Annotated in this window: 13 protein-coding genes and 1 tRNA gene; 7 read left to right on the forward strand and 7 right to left on the reverse strand. The window is 71.8% G+C overall.

The genetic code is table 11. From position 1 onward, the window contains the following. The first annotated feature begins 51 nt into the window (after positions 1-51). Positions 52-2736 carry a glycoside hydrolase family 97 catalytic domain-containing protein gene (locus ACFWU9_RS28750; RefSeq protein ID WP_384323482.1) on the forward strand — a complete coding sequence of 895 codons (2685 nt, stop codon included), beginning with the start codon at positions 52-54 and terminating at the stop codon, positions 2734-2736. A gap of 452 nt (positions 2737-3188) precedes the next feature. Then, complete coding sequence (locus tag ACFWU9_RS28755; protein ID WP_384323484.1) at positions 3189-4406, forward strand: FAD-dependent monooxygenase; 1218 nt, start codon at positions 3189-3191, stop codon at positions 4404-4406. Positions 4407-4489: 83 nt separating this feature from the next. Here the strand turns inward: ACFWU9_RS28755 and ACFWU9_RS28760 are convergent, their stop codons facing one another. The 7 genes from ACFWU9_RS28760 to ACFWU9_RS28790 all read right to left on the reverse strand — a co-directional run bounded on the left by ACFWU9_RS28760 (position 4490) and on the right by ACFWU9_RS28790 (position 13718). Beyond that, positions 4490-5227, reverse strand: a complete 738-nt coding sequence (locus ACFWU9_RS28760; RefSeq protein WP_384323486.1) for an ABC transporter ATP-binding protein — start codon at positions 5225-5227, stop codon at positions 4490-4492. 10 nt (positions 5228-5237) lie between these two features. Then, on the reverse strand, positions 5238-6101 hold the full coding sequence (locus ACFWU9_RS28765) for an ABC transporter ATP-binding protein (protein ID WP_384323488.1): 864 nt from the start codon (positions 6099-6101) through the stop codon (positions 5238-5240). Beyond that, on the reverse strand, positions 6098-8239 hold the full coding sequence (locus ACFWU9_RS28770; RefSeq protein ID WP_384323490.1) for a branched-chain amino acid ABC transporter permease: 2142 nt from the start codon (positions 8237-8239) through the stop codon (positions 6098-6100). The genes ACFWU9_RS28765 and ACFWU9_RS28770 overlap by 4 nt, the downstream gene beginning before the upstream one ends. 2 nt (positions 8240-8241) lie before the next feature. Then, positions 8242-9447: an ABC transporter substrate-binding protein gene (locus ACFWU9_RS28775; RefSeq protein ID WP_384323492.1), complete on the reverse strand. Its 1206-nt coding sequence runs from the start codon at positions 9445-9447 to the stop codon at positions 8242-8244. A gap of 96 nt (positions 9448-9543) precedes the next feature. Next, the gene (locus ACFWU9_RS28780) at positions 9544-9954 is read right to left on the reverse strand and encodes a roadblock/LC7 domain-containing protein (protein WP_189105460.1); all 411 of its coding nucleotides are present in this window, start codon (positions 9952-9954) and stop codon (positions 9544-9546) included. Continuing rightward, positions 9951-12383, reverse strand: a complete 2433-nt coding sequence (locus ACFWU9_RS28785; RefSeq protein ID WP_384323494.1) for a nitrate- and nitrite sensing domain-containing protein — start codon at positions 12381-12383, stop codon at positions 9951-9953. Before ACFWU9_RS28785 ends, ACFWU9_RS28780 begins: the two co-directional genes overlap by 4 nt. 1263 nt (positions 12384-13646) lie before the next feature. Next, a tRNA-Arg gene (locus tag ACFWU9_RS28790) sits at positions 13647-13718 on the reverse strand. Between the two features lie 193 nt (positions 13719-13911). Between ACFWU9_RS28790 and ACFWU9_RS28795 the strand changes: the two genes are divergently transcribed. From ACFWU9_RS28795 to thrC, 5 genes are all read left to right on the forward strand, one after another. After that, complete coding sequence (locus ACFWU9_RS28795; protein WP_384323560.1) at positions 13912-14349, forward strand: response regulator; 438 nt, start codon at positions 13912-13914, stop codon at positions 14347-14349. A gap of 107 nt (positions 14350-14456) precedes the next feature. After that, complete coding sequence (gene nrtL, locus ACFWU9_RS28800) at positions 14457-15479, forward strand: ArgS-related anticodon-binding protein NrtL (protein WP_384323496.1); 1023 nt, start codon at positions 14457-14459, stop codon at positions 15477-15479. 52 nt (positions 15480-15531) lie between these two features. Then, entirely contained in the window at positions 15532-16923 is a 1392-nt protein-coding gene (gene lysA / locus ACFWU9_RS28805; RefSeq protein WP_384323498.1) for a diaminopimelate decarboxylase, read from the forward strand. A 122-nt stretch (positions 16924-17045) separates the two neighbouring features. Then, positions 17046-18356: a homoserine dehydrogenase gene (locus ACFWU9_RS28810; protein WP_384323500.1), complete on the forward strand. Its 1311-nt coding sequence runs from the start codon at positions 17046-17048 to the stop codon at positions 18354-18356. Between the two features lie 7 nt (positions 18357-18363). Beyond that, the gene (thrC, locus tag ACFWU9_RS28815) at positions 18364-19470 is read left to right on the forward strand and encodes a threonine synthase (protein WP_384323502.1); all 1107 of its coding nucleotides are present in this window, start codon (positions 18364-18366) and stop codon (positions 19468-19470) included. Positions 19471-19721 lie beyond the last annotated feature (251 nt).

Genomic DNA, 19721 nt, shown 5'->3' on the forward strand with positions numbered 1-19721 from the left:
CGCGCCCCGTGTTTGCCCGTTGGGCCCGGCTCCGAGTGAGAGGGACAAGCGATGACGAACAGCAGACCCCGGCCGCCGGAACGATGGCGTGCCGCGTGCGCGACCGCCCTCGCGGGGGTGCTCTGTCTGGGCACCCCGGCGGCGGCCGGGAGCGACACCGGTGAGGGCCGGCCCGGTGGCACCGCGTGGACGGTGTCCCGCGGCGGCCCGGCCGCCACCGTACGGCTCGACCCCGCCGACGGCTCCGTCACCCTGGACGTACGCGACGGGCGCACCACGCTCGTCGCCCCCTCACCCGTCGGCATCGTCACCGAGGACGCCGACCTGACGCGCGGGCTGCGCCTGGTGGACCGCGAGGACCGCCGGATCACCGAGCGGTACACCACCGTCGTCGGCAAGGAACGCCGCCGCGCCGTCGACATGGCCGAGTCCCGCTTCACCCTGGAGGGGGCCGACGGCGCCCGGGTCGACCTGGTCGTACGCGCGGCCGACGACGGGGTCGCGTACCGCTACGTGCTCCCCGGCGACGCGGACGGCGCCGTGCTCCGCGAGGCGTCCGGCTTCGTCCTGCCGGACGACGCGCCCGCCCGGCTGAGCGGCTACTCGGTCAACTACGAGCAGCCGTACGACGGTACGACCGCCGGCGGCGCGTCGAGCGGGCAGTACGCCTACCCCGCGCTCTTCCAGGTGGGCGACGACCACGTCCTGCTCTCCGAGGCGGACGTCGACGGCCGCTACCCCGCGAGCCGTCTCGTCCACACGGCGGGCAGCGGCCGCTACGACGTCGCCCTCGCCGACCCCTCCGTACCCCTGCCCGCCGAGGGCCCTCTCGCGACCCCCTGGCGGACCGTGATCGCGGGCGACCTGGCGACCGTGACCGGGTCCACGCTCGTGGACGACCTGGCCCCGCCCTCCCGCGTCGCCGACACCTCCTGGATCCGGCCGGGGACCGTCGCCTGGTCCTGGCTCGCCGGCTTCGGGGCGGCGCAGCGCAGCCTGGAGACCCAGCAGCGGTTCGTGGACTACGCGGCGGCGCACGGCTGGGAGTACTCCCTGGTGGACGACGGCTGGAACACCACCGACTGGATGCCGCAGCTGATGGAGTACGCCGAACGGCGCGGCGTGGGCGTCCTGTTGTGGATGCACTGGACCGATCTCGACACCGCCGAGGAGCGCACCGAGCAGCTCGACAAGGTGAAGAGGTGGGGCGCCGCCGGACTGAAGATCGACTTCATGGACTCCGACTCACGCGCACGCATGGGGTGGTACGACGAGATCCTGCGCGAGACCGCCGACCGCGAACTGATGGTCAACTTCCACGGCTCGACGCTGCCGCACGGCATCCAGCGCACCTGGCCGCACGTCATGACGATGGAGGGCGTGCACGGCGCCGAGCAGGGCAACGTGCAGGCCGACGACATGGCGACGCTGCCCTACACCCGCAACGTGGTCGGCTCCATGGACTTCACCCCCATGGGCTTCCAGTTCGGGCGGCGGAACAACACCGAGGCCGCCGAGCTGGCGCTCTCCGTGGTGTACGAGTCGGGGTTCCAGAACTACGCGGGCAGCGTCGAGGCGTACCGGTCCCGCCCCGAGGTCGCCCGCTTCCTGGAACAGGTCCCGACCGTCTGGGACGAGAGCCGGCTCGTCGCCGGCGCGCCCGGTGAGGCGGCGACCTTCGCGCGCAGGAACGGCGACCGTTGGTTCGTCGGCTCCGTCCGGGCGGGTGAGGCGGGTACCGAGCGGGTGCCGCTGACGTTCCTGGGATCCGGCTCCTGGCGCGTCGACGTGGTGCGGGACGGCGCCGACGGGCTGGTCCGGCAGAGTCAGCTGATGGACCGTCAGGACACGCTCACCGTGCCGGTGCCGGCGAACGGCGGCTTCGCCGCACAGCTCTGCCGCGCCGTGCCCGGCCGGGACAGCTGCGACCGGCCGGTGGACGCGCTGCCCGTCGGCACGCTGTCCGTGACCCCCGCGAGGACCGACGCACGGCCGGGGGACACCGTCGACATCGAGGCGGGCTTCGTGCTGGACGAGGCGGGCCCCGCCGAGGACGTGGCGCTCGGCGCCCGTACCCCCGAGGGCTGGTCCGTCGACGGCGCCGGCGCGACGGCGGACGAACTGGCGAACGGCGCCGGACTGACCGCGTCCTGGCGGATCACGGTCCCCGACGACCCGGCGTACGGGGCGACCGAGATCCCGGTCACGGTGGTCTACCGCGACCCGGACGCCCGCCGGGGCGCGCCGCCGCTGACGATCGAGCGCACGGTGCGCGTCCTCGTGGCGCCCGAAGGCACGGTGTACGTCAGCGCGTTGCCGTTCGTCTCCGAGAGGAACGGCTGGGGACCGGTCGAACGCGACCTCTCCAACGGCGAGAACGCCGCGGGCGACGGCGGCCCGCTGCGCCTGGGCGACACCACGTACGACAAAGGGCTCGGCGTGCACGCCGATTCCGAGGTGACGGTCGACCTGAACGGCGCCTACGACCGCTTCGCCGCCCGGGCCGGGATCGACGAGGAGAAGCCGGACAAGGGCTCGGTGGTCTTCGAGGTCGTCGGCGACGGCGAGGTGCTGGCCCGCAGCGCGGTGCTGGGACCGACGGACGTCGCGCACGCGTTCGACGTCGACGTGAGCGGTGTACGGCGGCTGACGCTGCGCGTCACCGACGGCGGCGACGGCATCGACTCCGACCACGGGGACTGGGCGGACGCCCGGCTGCTGGAGAAGAAGGCGTAGTCGTACCTCCGGACGGGTCGCCGAGCGGCCCGTCCGGCCGGTCCCGCACGGGCAGTTGGCGCCCCGGGGCCTTCCGACGTCCCGGCGGGTCGGGGACGAAGACACTCGGCCGGTACGTCGTCGGCCGCCGCGACCGGCCGCAGAACGTGTCGAGCCGGAACATCGAGGGGTCCTTCACCTCGTGTCCGGCGATACGGCTCCGGACCTCGGTCCGCCACCGCGCCTCGTCCGCGGTCTCGAAGACGACCGCCCAGCGCCCCGGCCCCCACTCGGCCTCCGAGGCGCGTCTTTGCCGCTCCCGGCTCCGTCCGCGCTTCCGCTGTCCCGGCACAGGCCCGGCATCGCAATCCCATGCCCCTCAGCAATCGTATGCGCGTACGCCACTCGAATAGGATTTCACCCCAGTGTCACCACCAGCAGCACCAACAACTTCAATTGAGTGGAGAACAGGTATGCGTGGAGGCAACGTCGCCGTGGTCGGCGGCAGCATAGCGGGGTGTGCCACGGCTCTCGCCGTGTCTCGTGGGGGAGCCGAGAGGGTCACCGTCTTCGAACGGGCGGACGCCGAACTCCGTGACAGGGGCGTGGGGATAGCCCTCCACGCCGACCGCTACAAGGAGCTCGAAAGCGCCGGCTACGTGGCCCCCGAGATGCCGTGGGCACCGCTGACCCGGCGCGTGTGGACGGTCCAGGACGGCGAGTCGGAGTACGGACGGGCCATCGGCGAGCAGCCGTTCCCCTTCCGCGCCTACAACTGGGGTTCCCTGTGGAGCGAGTTGCGGCGCCGGGTGCCCGAAGACGTCACCTACCGCTCGGGGTCCCTCGTCAGTGAGGTGGAGCCCGATTCCGACGGAGTGACGCTGCACCTCGCCGACGGTCAGAAGGAACGTTTCGACGCCGTGGTCGGCGCCGACGGATACCGCTCCGTCGTGCGCGAGGCCATGTTCCCCGGCCGCAACGCGACGTACGCCGGATACATCGGCTGGCGCGGCACCTCCGCCGACGTCGCCGACCTCCCCTCCGACGGCCACGACGCGCACAACGTGGTCTTCCCCGGCGGCCACTGCATGATCTACCGCATCCCGGACGGCGTCGGCGGCCACCGGCTCAACTGGGTCCTCTACACCGCCCCGCCGGAGTCCGAGGGCCTGCACCCGGACCTCAGGACCCCCACCTCCCTGCCGCCCGGCCGGCTCAACTCGGAGCTCACCGCCCACCTCAGGGCCCTGGTGGCGGACAACTTCCCCCCGTACTGGGCGGCCCGGGTGCTGCGCACCCCCGCCGAGACCACCTTCATCCAGCCCATCTACGACCTGGAGGTGCCGCACTACACCTCCGGCCAGATGCTGCTCGTCGGTGACGCCGCCAGCGTCGCCCGCCCGCACATCGGCGGCGGCAGCGTGAAGGCCCTCCAGGACGCCACGGCGCTGGAGGCCGCCGCGCTGGCCGGGGGGAGCTGGAAGGAGGTCCTGGAGTCGTACGACATCAGCCGTGGCCCCGTCGGCACGGCCATGGTCGCGCTGGCCCGCAGGATGGGCACCGCCCAGGTCGAGTCGACCCCGGACTGGGGCGCGATGGACAAGGCGGACTTCGAGACGTGGTGGCACGAGCAGAACAGCGGCTCCGACCGCAACAGCGGTTTCGGCGGCCACAGCCTGAAGCGCCCGTAGCCGCACACGGTCGTCGAAAGACGCCGGGCGGGCCGCACACGCGGCCCGCCCGGCGTCGGCGGAGCATCGACGGTCCCCATGCCTCAGGGCGCGGCGGACCGCACCGGGGTCAGCTCCAGCGCCTCGTGCAGCGCCGTCGGATCGGCGCGGGCGTCGGCGCCGTCCATCCGCAGCGTCATCCGTCCCGAGGTGAGGACCGTGATCGTACGGGCGCACTCGGCGGCCTGCGTCGGGCTCGGCGAGACCAGCAGTACGGCGATCCCCTCCTGCGCCAGCGTGCCGACCAACTCGTAGACCTGCTTGGCCAGCAGGGGCGCGAGCCCCTCCGTCGGCTCGTCCAGCAGCAGCACGCTCGGCGAGCCGAGCAGCGCGCGGGCGAGAGCCAGCATCTGCTGCTCGCCGCCGGACAGGTCGGTGCCCCGGTTGCCCCGGCGCTCGCCCAGCCGGGGCAGCAGCTCCAGCACACGCTCCGGGGTCCACCGGCTGGGCCGGGTCGTGTCGCCGCGGCCCGGCGGGCGGTAGGAGAGCCGCAGATGCTCCGCGACGGTGAGCCCGGCGAAGACCCGGCGGCCCTGCGGTACGAGACCGATCCCGGCCCGCGCCACCTTGTGCGCGGGCTGCCCGGTCATCTCCCGGCCGTTCAGCCGCACCGAGCCCGCGGAGGGGCGGATGAAGCCCGCCACGGTGTGGACGAGCGTGGTCTTCCCCGCGCCGTTGTGGCCCACGATGGCGTGGACGGACCCGGCGGGGACGGTCAGATCGAGTTCGTGCAGGACGGTGCCGCCGTGGTAGCCCGCCGTCAGACCGGTGAGTTCCAGCATCGGTGCTCGGTCACCCTCTCGCTTCTGCGGTGTCGCGGACACCGTCGCCGGGACCACCGGTATCACCGGCCGCACCCGCGGCGTCGGTCCGGCCGGTCCCGGTGGCGTGGTACGCGTCGCGGACCTCCGGGTGGGCGAGCGCCTCCGTGGTCTCGCCCGTGATCAGGACCCGGCCTGCCGCCAACACCGTCACCGTACGGGCGAGTTCGGCGACGACCTCGACGTGGTGCTCCACCAGGATGATGGCGACGCTCTCGGGGAGGCCGCCCAGGATCGTGAGCAGACGGCCGATGTCGCCGTCGGTCAGCCCGGCCGCGGGCTCGTCGAGCAGCAGCAGTCGCGGGTCGCCCGCGAGGGCCGCCGCGAGGTCGAGCATGCGGCGCTGGCCGTGGGAGAGGTCGGCGGCGGGCCGGGCGGCGGCGTCGGCGAGCCCGACGGCCTCCAGATGGCCCATCGCGGACTCCGCGTGCCGCCGGTAGCGGGAAGGCCGCCACCAGGCGCCCCGGCGCAGCGGATGGTGCCGCCAGCCCGCCAGCACGATGTTGTCCAGCACCGACAACTCGCCGATGACCGACGGCTGTTGGAAGCTGCGGGCGATACCGAGACCGCTTCGCTTGGCGGTCGCCGTACGAGTGATGTCGGTGCCGCCCAGCGCGATGGTGCCCCGATCGGGGCGGTCGGTACCGGCGATGAGGTTCAGCAGGGTCGTCTTGCCGGCACCGTTGGGCCCGATGACGGCGTGCCGCGCTCCGGCCGGCAGCCGGAGGCTGACGTCGTCGACGGCGGTGAGACTCCCGTACCGCCGGGTGAGGTTCCTCAGGTCCAGCACAGGCGCCGTGGACGCCGCGCCGGACGGTGCGGTGGTGGCTGTCATGGGGCGACCTTCCCGGCCGGAACGCTGTCGTGGTCGGACGGGGGCCGGTCGGCCTTCGCCGCGCCCCGCCCGCCCGGGCCGGGCCCGGCGCGCAGCCCGGCCAGACCGCGCGGCAGCAGATAGACGGCGGCCACGAACAGGGCGCCGAGCAGCAGCGGCCCATGGCCGGGCCATGAACTGGCCACCCAGTCACGGGTGAAGACGATGAGTCCGGCACCGAGCATGGCACCGATCACGGACGTACTGCCACCGATCACAGCGGCCAGCAGCGCGAACGCCGCGATCTCGAAGCCGACGTCGGCGGGGGAGAGATACTGCTGGACGGTCACCATCAGCGAACCGCCGATCCCGGCCAGCGCCCCCGCGCCGATGTGCGCGACCAGCAGATAGCGCCCCACCGGGTGACCGGACGCGCGCATCCGCGCCTCGGCGTTACGGGTGCCGGTCAGCAGCTTGCCGGCCGGCGAGCGCAGGACGAGTACGGTCACGACGACGGCGACGACCGCGACGACGAGCGCGTAGTTGTACACCTCGTCCTCCTCGACCATCCCCTCCCCGCCGAACAGCGCCTGCGTGGCCGGAAATCCGACGAGACCGTCGGCGCCGCCGGTGAGGGACTTGAGCTGGTTGATGGCCGCGCCCGCCAGCTCGCCGATGGCGAGCGTGATCATCAGGACCGTGGTCCCCCGGGCCCGGATCACCGCGGGCCCCGTCACCAGCGAGAACAGCGCGGCGGTGAGGGCGGCGCAGACGATCTGGACCGGCCCCGCCGTCCAGCCGGCGTCGGCGAGATTCGCGGTGGTGTAGGCGCCGACGGCGAACGGTGCCGTCTGGCCCAGGGTCGGCAGCCCCGCGTAGCCGGTCAGGATGGCGACGCTGATCGCCAGCAGCCCGAGGGCCAGCGCGGAGCCGGCCAGCGAGAGGGTGTAGGCGTCGAGCAGCGTCGGCAGCGCGACGAGCAGGACCAGCAGGGCGAGAAGCGGCGCCGCGCGACGGCCGCGCGCGGCGAGAGACCCGTCGTCGGGACCGCCGCGGAGCAGCCGTGCCAACGGCCCGCCGCTCGCGGACCGGGGAGGCTCCCGCGTCGCCGCGACAGCCCGTCCCGCGGGGGTCTTCCCCGCGACAGCCTTTTCCGCGGCGGCCTCTTCCGGGACCGGCTTCCGCGCGACAGCCTTCGCCGCACCGTCCCCGCGTCCGCCGAAGCCCGCGGAGAGCCGTCGCCGCAGCCACTCCACCGGGTCCGAGCCGCCGTCCTCGCCGCCGTGCGCCCCCGCCGTCGCCGGCTCGGTGAACTGGGCGCGCAGGATCAGCACGGCGGCCATGGCCGCGAACAGCAGGTACGGCGCCCAGTCCGGTGCCAGGGAGACACCGAGCGTCTGCACCTCGCCGACCGCGATCGCCGCGAGCAGCGTCATCCAGAGGGACCGCAGCCCGCCGAGCACGACCACGACGAGGGACAGCATCAGCACGGTGTCGGCGGTGCCGGCCCCCGGCCCGATGATGGGCGCGCCGAGCACCCCCGCGGCCCCGGCCAGCGCTCCCGCGGCGGCCAGGACCCCGGTGTGCACCGCGCGCGGGCTGTGCCCGGTGGTGGCGAGCATCTGTGGGTCGTCGGCGGAGGCCCGTACGGCGGCCCCCACCCGGGTCCGGGTGAGCACCCACGTACCGAAGGCCGCGAGGAGTACGGCCATCAGGATGAAGCAGAGCCGGTACGCGGGGTACCGGTGGCCCAGCAGCGTCACCGAGGAGTCGAGCGCCTCGGGGACGCGTACCGGTAGTTCGTCGGCCCCGAAGAACTCGATGAGCAGATTGCCACCGATCAGGGCCAGTCCGAACGTCAGCAGTGCTTGCGCGAGATGCCCACGACGGGCCAGGGGGATCGTTGCCGCGGACAGACCGGCGCCCGCGGCCGCGGCCGCGGCCGTTCCGGCCGCGAGTCCGATCGCGAGACCGCCCCAGGTCCCGTCGCTCAACTCGGCACCGGTGTAGGCACCGATCGCGTACAGCGTGCCGTGCGAAAGGTTCAGTACGCCCGCGGTGCCGAAGGCGAGACTCAGGCCGGCGGCGACGACGAACAGCAGCAGCCCGTAGGCCACCCCGTCCACCGCCGGCACAAAGTGGGCATCAAGGAGATTCATTCTCAGCTGCCGAGTGTCGCCAGGTCCTGGACCATGACGTTGGACAGCTGGTCACCGTCCTTGCGCACCTGGCGCAGGTACCACTGCTGCACCGGGGAGTGCGCCTTGTCGCCGAACTCCCAGGCACCGCGCGGGCTGTCGATCTGGCCGAGACCGCCGATGGCCTTGTTGATGGTCTCCGGCGTCACCTCGCCCTTGTCGGCGGCGTCCGCGATCGCCAGGTCCAGCACGGCGGCCGCGTCGTACGAGGCCATCGCGAAGGTCGTCGGCTGGGTGTCGTGCTTGGCGGTCCAGTCGGCGGCGAACTTACGGTTGGCCTCGTTGTCCAGGTCGGCCGCGTAGTTCAGGACGGAGTAGACGTCCTTCGCCGCGTCGCCCTGCGCCTGGAGGACACTGCCCTCGGTGACGAAGGCCGTGTACAGCGGCAGATCGGCGACGTCGGACTGCGCGTACTGCTTGGCGAAGTCGATCGCCGCCTTACCGGCGTAGAAGCAGTACACCGCCTTCGCGTCCGTCTTCGCGATCTCCGAGAAGTACGGCAGGAAGTTGGTGGTCTTCGGGAACGGCGTCCACTTGGTCTCGCCGTCCGGGTTCGCGAGCTTGCCGCCGACCCTCTTGAACTCCTCGGTGAAGCCGCGCAGTTCGTCGTAGCCACCCTGGTAGTCGGGGCCGATCGCGTAGACCGGGCCGTCCACCTTCTCCTTGATGTACGGGGCGATGGCCTTGCCCGGCTCGTCGGAGAGGAAGCTCGTCGTCCAGACGTACTTCATGTCCTTGACCGGCGGGCGGGCGTTCGAGCCGAGCAGCGGGATCTTGGCCTGGTTGATCAGCGGCAGCACCGCGTTGACCGAACCACCGCCGACGAGACCGGTCAGCGCGTCGACCTTGTCCTTCTTGATCAGTTTGGTGGCGGCGGGGACCGCGGTGGGCGGACCGTCGCCCTCGTCGGCCACGACCAGCTCGGCCTTCCGGCCGCCCAGCTTGTTGTCATGGGTGGCCAGGTACAGCTCGAAGCCCTTGCGCAGCTCCGTGCCGACCGCCTCGTAGGTGCCTGACAGCGAGGCGACCAGGCCGATCTTCACGGTGTCGTCGCCGGCGCCGCTGTCGCTGCTGCACCCGGTCACGGCTGCCAGACCGAGGGCGAGGGCGGCTGCGCCGACCGGCCGGACTCTGCGGCGGCCTCGCGGTATCGAAATGTCGAAGAACATTGAGGGCTCTCATCGGGAGGAATGAAAAAACGGACGGACGTGCGGAGGAACACGTACGGCAAGGAACCGGACGGTGGGGCTAGGACGACCCGGACGTCAGCGCGAGGGCTGGACGTTCGCGTCGCCGCGTACCTGGGGAGTCAGGGAATCGCCGACCTGGTTGATCAGTTCGGACATCATGTAACTGACCTCGCCGATGTCCGCGTCCCTGGTGGTCGTCACCAGCAGGGAAGCGCCGCTCGATACGGCCATCGAGAACATGTAACCGCCCTCCATGGCGGTCAGGCTGTGCTCGACGGGGTCGGTGTTGGTCAACTGGGCAGCGGCGGAGAGCAGGTTGACGACACCCGATGCGATGGCGGCCAGCCGGTCGGCGTCGTCCCGCTCCACCCCCGTGTAGGCCAGTGCGAGTCCGTCCACGGACACGGCTATCGCCTGGGTGACCTCCGGGATACGTCCGGCGAAGCCGCTCAGGATCCAGCTCAGGTCGGTGGGTGAGGTCGTCATTTTTTGCTCCGTTGGGTGTCGTCGTCAGTGGCGGAGCGCCCGCGATGGCTCGTGCTCCTGTTGATCCCCTGTGCGTAGGCCGCAAGGACGTCAGAGACTTGTCGGGAGTCCCGGCGGCGGGGTGGCTTGGGTGCCGCGCCGGATCGCTGGTCGGCGCCGTCGCGCTTGCCCAGCTTGGGCCACTGCTGCGGAGTGTTGCGCTGCCGCAGTGGCAGACCTGAGGAACTGACCCCGGCGATCCGGGAGACCGGCTCGGCGTGGACGGGGTGCTGGGACGGCTTGTTGGCGCGCTCGCGCTCGTCGCCCTGGGGGCTGCCCTTGGCGTCGCCGCGCGAACCGCCCGCCGTCCGTGAGTCGGGAGGCCCGGCGGGTCGCTTGGACCCGTTGCCGCCGGCCGCGCCGGCTCCGGCCCGGCTGTAGTCGCCCGCGCCGACCGCCTGCCGGCGGCCGAGCTGTCCGGGCGCGGTGATCGTGCGCGGTGTCTCGTACTGCACACCGGGACGCTCCCCGGGTGTGCCCTGCGCCGGCGGCGCCGACTCCTTCGGAGCCGGGGCGAGCACATTGGCCGGCAGGGTGACCTCGGCGATGGTGCCCGGACCGGACGAGTCGCGCAGTTCGACGACGATGCCGTGCCGGGCGGCGAGCCGCGCCACCACGTGCAGACCCATGGAACGCACGTCACCGATACCGGACTTGGGCTCCAGCAGACCCTTGTTGAGGTTGGCGCGCCGCTCCGCGGTGATGCCCACGCCCTCGTCGACGATCTGGACGACCGCCCGGTCCCAGAGCCGCCACACCGCGACCCCGACCTGCTTGTCCGGGGGCGAGAAGCGGGTGGCGTTGTCGAGGAGTTCGGCCAGGATGTGCGCCACGTCGTGGACCACACGCGCGGCGATGCCGATGCCGGACTCGATGACACCGAGGCTGACCCGGTCGAAGCGTTCGATCTGCTGCGCGGCGGCCACGATCACCGTCGAGCAGGAGATGTCCGCCGACCGCACCCGGCCGTGGCCGTAACCGCCCAGCACCAGCAGGTTGTTGGTGTTGCGCTCCATGCGGATCGCGAGGTGGTCGAGCGCGAACAGGATCTTCATCCGCTCGGGGTCGGCCTCGTCGCGCTGCACCGCGTCGAGCTCGGACACCATGACGGTGGTCAACTGGGCGCCCCTGCGGGCGACACCGACCAGCGTCTCGGCGAACTGCTCGTGGATGTGCGCCTGTTGGGCGGCCAGTCGGACGGCCTCGTGGTGAACGGCGTTGAACGCCTCACCCACTTCGCCGATCTCGTCGAGACCGGTGGTCTTCACCGGGTTGCCCGACCGTTCGGCGACCTGCTCGGGCGTGGCACCGCTGAGCGCCCCGGGCTGGGACAGCTCCGTCATGATCTGCGGCAGACCCGTGGTGGCCACCTCGTGGGCGGCGTTGCGCAGATCCCGCAGCCGGCGGATCATCACGCGGCCGAGCCGGATGGCGACGACGACGGCGCTGATGAGCGTGAGCAGCACCAGCGTCACCTCGCCGCCGGCCAGCCAGGCGAGCGTGGTGCGTGTCTCGGTCACCGTGTTGAGCACGGAGTCGTCGATACGGCTCTCGACCGAGCGCAGCAGCGTCAGCCGGGCGGCCGACGCCTCCTGCCACTCCTTGGCCTCCACGGTGAGTTCCTGGTCCGGCGCGGTGCGGCTGACCTCGTCCTCGAGTCGGCGCGCCTCCAGGGCCTTCGGGCCCGAGAGAGTGCGCTCCAGCCAGGTCCTCCACTCCTGCGGGCCCAGGTCGAACAGCACCCCGGTCGCCTCGGTGTAACCGAGACGAGTGGCGTCGAAGGTCCGCTTGGACGCCTCGGTGAACCCGCCGGTGGCCTGCGCCCTCATCACCGCGACCTGCTGCTGGCCGATGTGCTCCGAGGCCCGCGACAGCGCGGCGGCGGCACGGATCCGGTCGGCGACGTCGGAGTCCACGCCGTCGGCCTGCGCGATTCCGTCGCGGTAGTCGATGAGGTCGGCGATCACGATCCGGTAGCCGAAGGTCAGCGCGGTGACGGTACTTCCCCCCGAGCGCACCTGGGCGCGCAGGGAGGGCAATTCATCGATGAATTGGTCGATACGGTCCAGAGCGCCCTGCGCGTTGCCCGGTACGGACGACAGGCTTCCGAGCTGAGACCGGAATGTGGCGACACTCTTGTCCGTCGCGTTGGAACTTTCACGGAAAGCGTCCGTATCTCCTTGAGTGGAGACCAGTGCGGTCGCGGCGGCCCGCTCACGCTGCAGATGGTGTGTCAACTCGCTTACGGACGAGGCGACATCCACCATGGAGGTGAGGCGGTTGGCCTGGAGCGCTTGCTGGGTCGCGGGGGTGAGGGCCAGCACCGCGAAGGTGACGGCCACTACGAGAGGCACGGTGACCAGCAGGACAAGGCGACGATTGATTTTCACTGCGCGGCTCCATCGCCGGAACCGGTGCTGAGTATCGGTGACACGCAGATACCTATTAACGGGTTGGGGGGTGTCGGTGGGGATCGCGAGTAGATCGTGTGCAACGTTACGGAAGGGACTGGCGAGGCTTCCGGGGTGCGGCTTGATCCTATGCCGTAGCACCCCGTTACGGACGCGTACATGCTCGAAAAATGACGGCGTCCAAGCGGCCACGAACGGTCCAACTCGGCCGGAAAACAGCGCACGAGCCGACCGTCGACGGCTAAGCGGAATGATCGAATCGTTTCAACCCCGAACCCCCAGCCGCAGCCCACCGGCGTCCGGCGCCCTCCTGCGCGGCAGCCACCGGAATGTCCCTTCTCCCCCTCCGGCGTGGCGACTTGACGGAAGCGCCGACTTCCTGAACGTCATTGCGAAAGGGGAAAGATCACAGGGGCTTCAACAGGCCACCACGGGGCGGCATTTCGGTCGCCGGGGGACAAGCCGCAGCAGTCATGTGCCGTGCGGGCGGGGCGAGTTGGGGTCGCGCGCGGGGGCCTCGCGGGGTAGAGCCGGTCGACTCGGGGGCCCCGGCGGGAGGGAATGGAGAGCCTCCGGAATCGGTGTTTCCACTGGCCCGGAAGGTCTGTCCGCAACCGGCCACGGCGGGACGCGAACCCGTGCGCGGGGCTCCGGGGAGCGTTCATCCACGAGGAGATCACGTGGAGAAGCCGTGGTGGACCTGAGCGTGAATTGGCGCAAAGTGTGGAGTGACGTAAGTCACGTTACATCTGGCCGAGTTTGAGGAGTCCGCCCAAAGCCCCAACCGGGCGGAAAGTGCGACAACATCGGGCGTTCGGGTCGGGATTCGCGGGTCCGACTCCGGTACGTCGGGGAGCCGTCGCACCGCGCGACGACACCGCGTCGGAGGTCGAAGACCGTCGGTCCGCGTACCGCCGCGCCCGGGAAAGTCACCTCTCGGAGAAGCGGCCCCTCGGGACGGTCGCTCCTCGGGAGGCCGGCCCTCCGGCGGAGGAGCGTCGCGCGATCGAGGAGGAGCCTCGCGTGAGCGGAACGGTCCCGGCGGAGGCGCGTCGGCCGGGAGTCCACCGACCGTCCGCGTGAACATGACCGGCACGACGGGGAGCGACCCCGGAAGGGCCGGCCGCCGGCAGCGGCCACGCGCGGCACGGCGCGCCGCCCGAAAGACCCCGGACAGAGAAAAGAGACCCTCCGATCCGGCGTGCTGCCTGATCAGAGGGTCTTTCCGGCACCCAATCACGGTGCCCCCGGCAGGATTCGAACCTGCGCACCCGGCTCCGGAGGCCGATGCTCTATCCCCTGAGCTACGGGGGCGTGTCGCCGTTGACCTTGGCGACAGGTGAAACCCTACCAGCCCTCATGGGGTCGTCGTGAACAGGTATTTGGCGCGGTGCGAGCCGCTCCGCCGCCGGCCGCGCCCGCCCGGCGCGTCCCCCGGGCGAGGGGAGAAGTGGGGAAAACCCGGACGCGGCCCGGGAGGCGGACCTACTCTCAAGTTGTGTCAGGCGTGTCAGGCCGTGTGCTTGTTGTCGACGACAACAGGGTCATCCGGCAGTTGATCAGGGTCAACCTGGAGCTGGAGGGCTTCGAGGTCGTGACCGCGGCCGATGGTGCCGAGTGTCTGGACGTCGTCCACCGGGTCAGGCCCGATGTGATCACCCTCGACGTCGTCATGCCGCGCCTCGACGGGATCAGCACCGCCGCCCGCCTCCGCGACGACCCGGGGACCTCGCACCTGCCCGTCGCGATCATCAGCGCCTGTACGCGGTACGAGGTGGAGACCGGGATCGCGGCGGGTGTGGACGCCTTCCTCGCCAAGCCGTTCGAGCCCGCCGAGCTCGTCAGGGTCGTCCGCCAGCTGATGCGCCGGGAGGGCCCGCCGTCCCTGGACGGCAGGCATGAAGTCGGGCGTGCGGGGAGCACGCCCCGAAGCGCCCGCGGCTGACGCGCACGGCCCGGAGCGGCACCGCCCGGCCCCGTGGGCCCGGGGGAGCCGCCCGTATCGCGAAACCGGTTCGCGAAGACGCCCCCCTCCTCCCATACGCTTGTCCCGTGACCCCCGCCGACCTCTCCCGAACCGTGCTGCACGCCGTGCGCCGCGCGGTCGACGAGGGCGTACTGGCCGGGCCCGTACCGGAGAGCGTGCAGGTCGGACGCCCCGGACCGGGAGGCAGCGGCGACTACGCCACCTCGGTGGCGCTCCGGCTCGCGGGGCCCGCCCGGCGCAGCCCCCGCGACGTCGCGGAGATCCTCCGTACCGAGATCCTGCGCTGCGCGCCGGACCTCTCCCGCGTCGACGTCACCGGGCCTGGCTTCCTGAACTTCACCCTCGCTCCCGGCAGCCACGAGGCGCTCGTGCGCGCCGTCCTCGACGCCGGTACGCGTTACGGGCACGGGGACACCCTCGCCGGCACCACCGTGGTCCTCGCCCCCGCGGGTGAACTGCGCGCCGCCGTCGTGACCGGGACCGTCCTGCGGCTGCTGCGTACGCAGGGCGCCGAGGCGCGCGTCGGCGCGGGCACCGACTCTGGCGCCGACGTCGCCGAGCGGCTGCCCGTACGGCCCGTGCCCGCCGCCCTCGCGGCCGGCCTCTTCGCCCGCCTCGGGCCCGACGCCGCCCGCTGGGGCCTGCTGCGACCCGCCGCCCACGACCGGCCCCTGACCGGCGACGACCTCCTCGTCCAGCACGAGAGCAACCCGCTGTTCACGGTGCGCTACGCCCACGCCCGCACCCGCGCCCTCGCCCGTAACGCCGCCCGCCTCGGCATCCCGGGCGACGCCGGCCGGGCGGGGACCGTCGAACCGGAAGCCCACGCACTTCTCGACCGCATCGGCGACCACCCCGGCGTACTCGCCGCCGCCGCCCGTCTGCGCGCCCCCGACCGGGTCGCCCGCCATCTCGAACGCACCGCGGAGGCGTTCCTGCACTTCCAGGAGAGCCACCGCCCGCTGCCCGCCGGCGACGAGAAACCCTCGGCCGCCCACCGGTCCCGGCTCGCACTCGCCGAAGCCGCCGGGACGGTGCTGGCCGGCGGCCTCACCCTCCTCGGCGTCGACGCGCCCGAACACCTCTGATGCCGTCCCCCGAGTCGGACGCATCCGACGTAACAAAGAGAGCAATAAGACGATGAGCCGTTCCGCCCACCCCGCAGGCCCCCGCTACGGCGACGTGCACACCGAGGGCCACTACTCCCCGCCGCCCGCCGACCTCAACACGCTCGACGAGAAGATCTGGTCGCGCACGGTCGGCCGCGACGAGGACGGTGTCGCCACCGTCGCCGGGCTGCCGGTGACCCGGCTCGCCGAGGAGTTCGGCACCCCCGCCTACTTCCTCGACGAGGCCGACTTCCGGGCCCGCTGCCGCGCCTGGACCGACGCCTTCGGCAAGGACGCCGACGTCTTCTACGCGGGCAAGGCCTTCCTCTCCCGCGCCGTCGTCCAGTGGCTCAAGGAGGAGGGGCTCAACCTCGACGTCTGCTCCGGCGGCGAACTGGCCACGGCCCTCGACGCCGGCATGCCCCCCGAGCGCATCGCGCTGCACGGCAACAACAAGTCCGTGTACGAGATCGAGCGCGCCGTCTCCGCGGGCGTCGGGCGCATCGTCCTCGACTCGTTCCAGGAGATGGTGCGCGTCGCGCACATCGCGCAGAACCTGGGCCGGGTCCAGCCGGTACAGATCCGGGTCACGGTCGGGGTCGAGGCGCACACCCACGAGTTCATCGCCACCGCCCACGAGGACCAGAAGTTCGGCATCGCGCTGGCCGACGGACAGGCCGCCGAGGCGGTCCGCCGGGCGCTGAAGCTCGACGGCATCGAACTCATCGGCATCCACTCGCACATCGGCTCGCAGATCTTCGACATGGCGGGCTTCGAGGTCTCGGCGCGCCGGGTCGTCGGGCTGCTGGCCGAGATCCGCGACGAGCACGGCGTCGAACTCCCCGAGATCGACCTCGGCGGCGGCCTCGGCATCGCGTACACCCCCGAGGACGACCCGCGCGAGCCGCACGAGATCGCCAAGTCCCTCACCGCGATCGTCACCCGTGAGTGTGAGTCCGCCGGACTGCGCACCCCCCGGATCTCGGTCGAGCCCGGCCGCGCGATCGTCGGCCCGACGGCCTTCACGCTCTACGAGGTCGGCACCATCAAGCCGCTGGAGGGGCTGCGGACGTATGTGAGCGTCGACGGCGGCATGTCGGACAACATCCGCACCGCGCTGTACGACGCCGACTACAGCGTCGCGCTCGTCTCCCGGCGCTCCGACGCCGAGCCGATGCTCTCGCGGGTCGTCGGCAAGCACTGCGAGAGCGGTGACATCGTCGTACGCGACGCGTTCCTGCCCGCCGACCTGGCGCCCGGGGATCTGATCGCGGTCCCCGCCACCGGCGCGTACTGCCGCTCCATGGCGAGCAACTACAACCACGCGCTGCGCCCTCCGGTCGTCGCGGTCAAGGACGGCGGGGCGCGGGTGATCGTCCGGCGCGAGACGGAGGAGGATCTCCTGCGTCTGGACGTCGGTTGAGGGGTGCCCGATCCACCGGGCATCCAGCTGAGATAGACGTCTCGCATGACGGACGGAGGGTAGAAACATCCGTCCGGTGCGTGAGACTGGTCCACATCGCCGAGAGAGGGAATCGAGGTCGCATGATGCGTACGCGTCCGCTGAAGGTGGCGCTGCTGGGCTGTGGGGTCGTCGGCTCAGAGGTGGCGCGCATCATGGCGACGCACGCCGACGATCTGGCCGCGCGGATCGGCGCGCCCCTGGAACTCGCCGGGGTCGCCGTCCGCCGTCCCTCCAAGGTGCGCGAGGGCATAGATCCCGCGCTGATCACCACGGACGCGACGGCGCTGGTCAAACGGGGCGACATCGACGTCGTCGTCGAGGTCATCGGCGGCATCGAGCCCGCCAGGACCCTGATCACCACCGCCTTCGAGCACGGGGCGTCCGTCGTCTCCGCCAACAAGGCGCTGCTCGCCGAGGACGGCGCGACGCTCTTCGCGGCGGCCGAGAAGCACGGCAGGGACCTCTACTACGAGGCCGCCGTCGCCGGCGCCATCCCGCTGCTGCGGCCGCTGCGGGAATCGCTGGCGGGCGACAAGGTGAACCGGGTGCTCGGCATCGTCAACGGCACCACGAACTTCATCCTCGACCGGATGGACTCCTCGGGCGCCGGCTACTCGGAGGCGCTCGACGAGGCGACGGCGCTCGGTTACGCGGAGGCCGACCCGACCGCCGACGTCGAGGGCTTCGACGCCGCCGCGAAGGCCGCGATCCTCGCCGGGATCGCCTTCCACACCCGCGTACGCCTGGACGACGTGCACCGCGAGGGGCTGACCGAGGTCACCGCCGCCGACATCGCCTCCGCGCGGCGCATGGGCTGCACAGTCAAGCTCCTCGCCATCTGCGAGCGCTCCGCCGACGGGAAGTCGGTCACCGCCCGCGTGCACCCCGCGATGATCCCGCTCAGCCACCCGCTCGCCTCCGTGCGGGAGGCCTACAACGCGGTCTTCGTGGAGGCCGAGGCGGCCGGACAGCTGATGTTCTACGGCCCCGGGGCCGGCGGCCCGCCCACCGCCTCCGCGGTCCTCGGCGACCTCGTCGCGGTCTGCCGCAACCGGCTCGGCGAGTCGACGGGTCCCGGCGAATCCGCCTACACACGGCTGCCGGTCAGCTCGATGGCCGAGGTCGTGACGCGCTACCACATCAGCCTCGACGTGGCCGACAAACCGGGTGTACTGGCCCAGGTCGCCACCGTCTTCGCCGAGCACGACGTCTCCATCGACACCGTGCGCCAGCAGGGCCGGCTGGACAGTGAAGGACTGGGCGGCGAGGCATCCCTCGTCGTCGTCACCCACCGCGCGCCCGACGCCGCCCTCTCGGGGACCGTCGAGGCGCTGCGCAAGCTCGACACCGTGCGCGGTGTCGCCAGCATCATGCGTGTTGAAGGGGAGTAAGGGACCCATGACGACCCACGACAACAGCGGCCCGGCCGCCGGCGGTGCCCGGCGGGGCACCCACCAGTGGCGCGGCATCATCGAGGAGTACCGGGACCGGCTGCCGGTCACGGACACGACCGCGGTGGTCACGCTCCGCGAGGGCGGTACGCCGCTCGTCCCCGCCCAGGTCCTCTCCGAACTCACGGGCTGCGAGGTGCACCTCAAGGTCGAGGGCGCCAACCCGACCGGGTCCTTCAAGGACCGCGGGATGACGATGGCCATCACGCACGCCAAGGAGGCGGGCGCCCAGGCCGTCATCTGCGCCTCCACCGGCAACACCTCGGCCTCGGCCGCCGCCTACGCGGTACGGGCCGGCATGGTCTGCGCGGTCCTGGTGCCGCAGGGCAAGATCGCGCTCGGCAAGATGGGCCAGGCGCTGGTGCACGGCGCGAAGATCCTCCAGGTCGACGGGAACTTCGACGACTGTCTGACGCTCGCGCGCGGACTGTCCGACAACTACCCGGTGGCGCTGGTCAATTCGGTGAACCCGTCCCGTATCGAGGGCCAGAAGACCGCGGCCTTCGAGATCGTGGACGCGCTCCGCGACGCCCCCGACGTCCATGTGCTCCCCGTCGGCAACGCGGGCAACATCACGGCGTACTGGAAGGGCTACACGGAGTACGCCGCCGACGGTCCCGCGACGCGTACCCCGCGCATGTGGGGCTTCCAGGCGTCCGGTTCGGCGCCGATCGTGCGCGGCGAGGTCGTCAAGGACCCGCACACCGTGGCCACCGCGATCCGTATCGGCAACCCCGCGTCCTGGCAGCAGGCGCTCGCGGCCAGGGACGAGTCCGGCGGCTTCATCGACGAGGTGACGGACCGCCAGATCCTGCGCGCCTACCGGCTGTTGGCCGCGCAGGAGGGTGTTTTCGTGGAGCCCGCGTCGGCGGCGTCCGTCGCCGGTCTGCTCAAGGCGGCCGAGGAGGGCAAGGTCGATCCGGGCCTGCGGATCGTCTGCACCGTCACCGGGAACGGGCTCAAGGACCCGGACTGGGCGGTCGCGGGAGCGCCCCAGCCGGTCACCGTGCCGGTGGACGCCGTGACGGCGGCGGAGCGCCTCGGACTGGCCTAGGACGCGCCGGCGCGGACCCCGCGCCGGCCTGCCAATCCCCGCACAAAGCGCACCAAGACCCTGCATAGGCGCACAGGAAGCCACGCGACACGCATCGTGCGCCTCCTGTGCGCCCTATGTCGCGACAGAACCTTCCTTCGATAGGCTGTACCCGACCCGCCCCGCCGCATATGCCGCGGTGTTGTTGCCCCCGTGGCCGTCGGGTGTTTCCGTACCTCGCCGAAACCCCACAGTCGCGCAGCCTCGTCTCC

This window comes from Streptomyces sp. NPDC058653 (assembly GCF_042716895.1).
Lineage (GTDB): Bacteria > Actinomycetota > Actinomycetes > Streptomycetales > Streptomycetaceae > Streptomyces.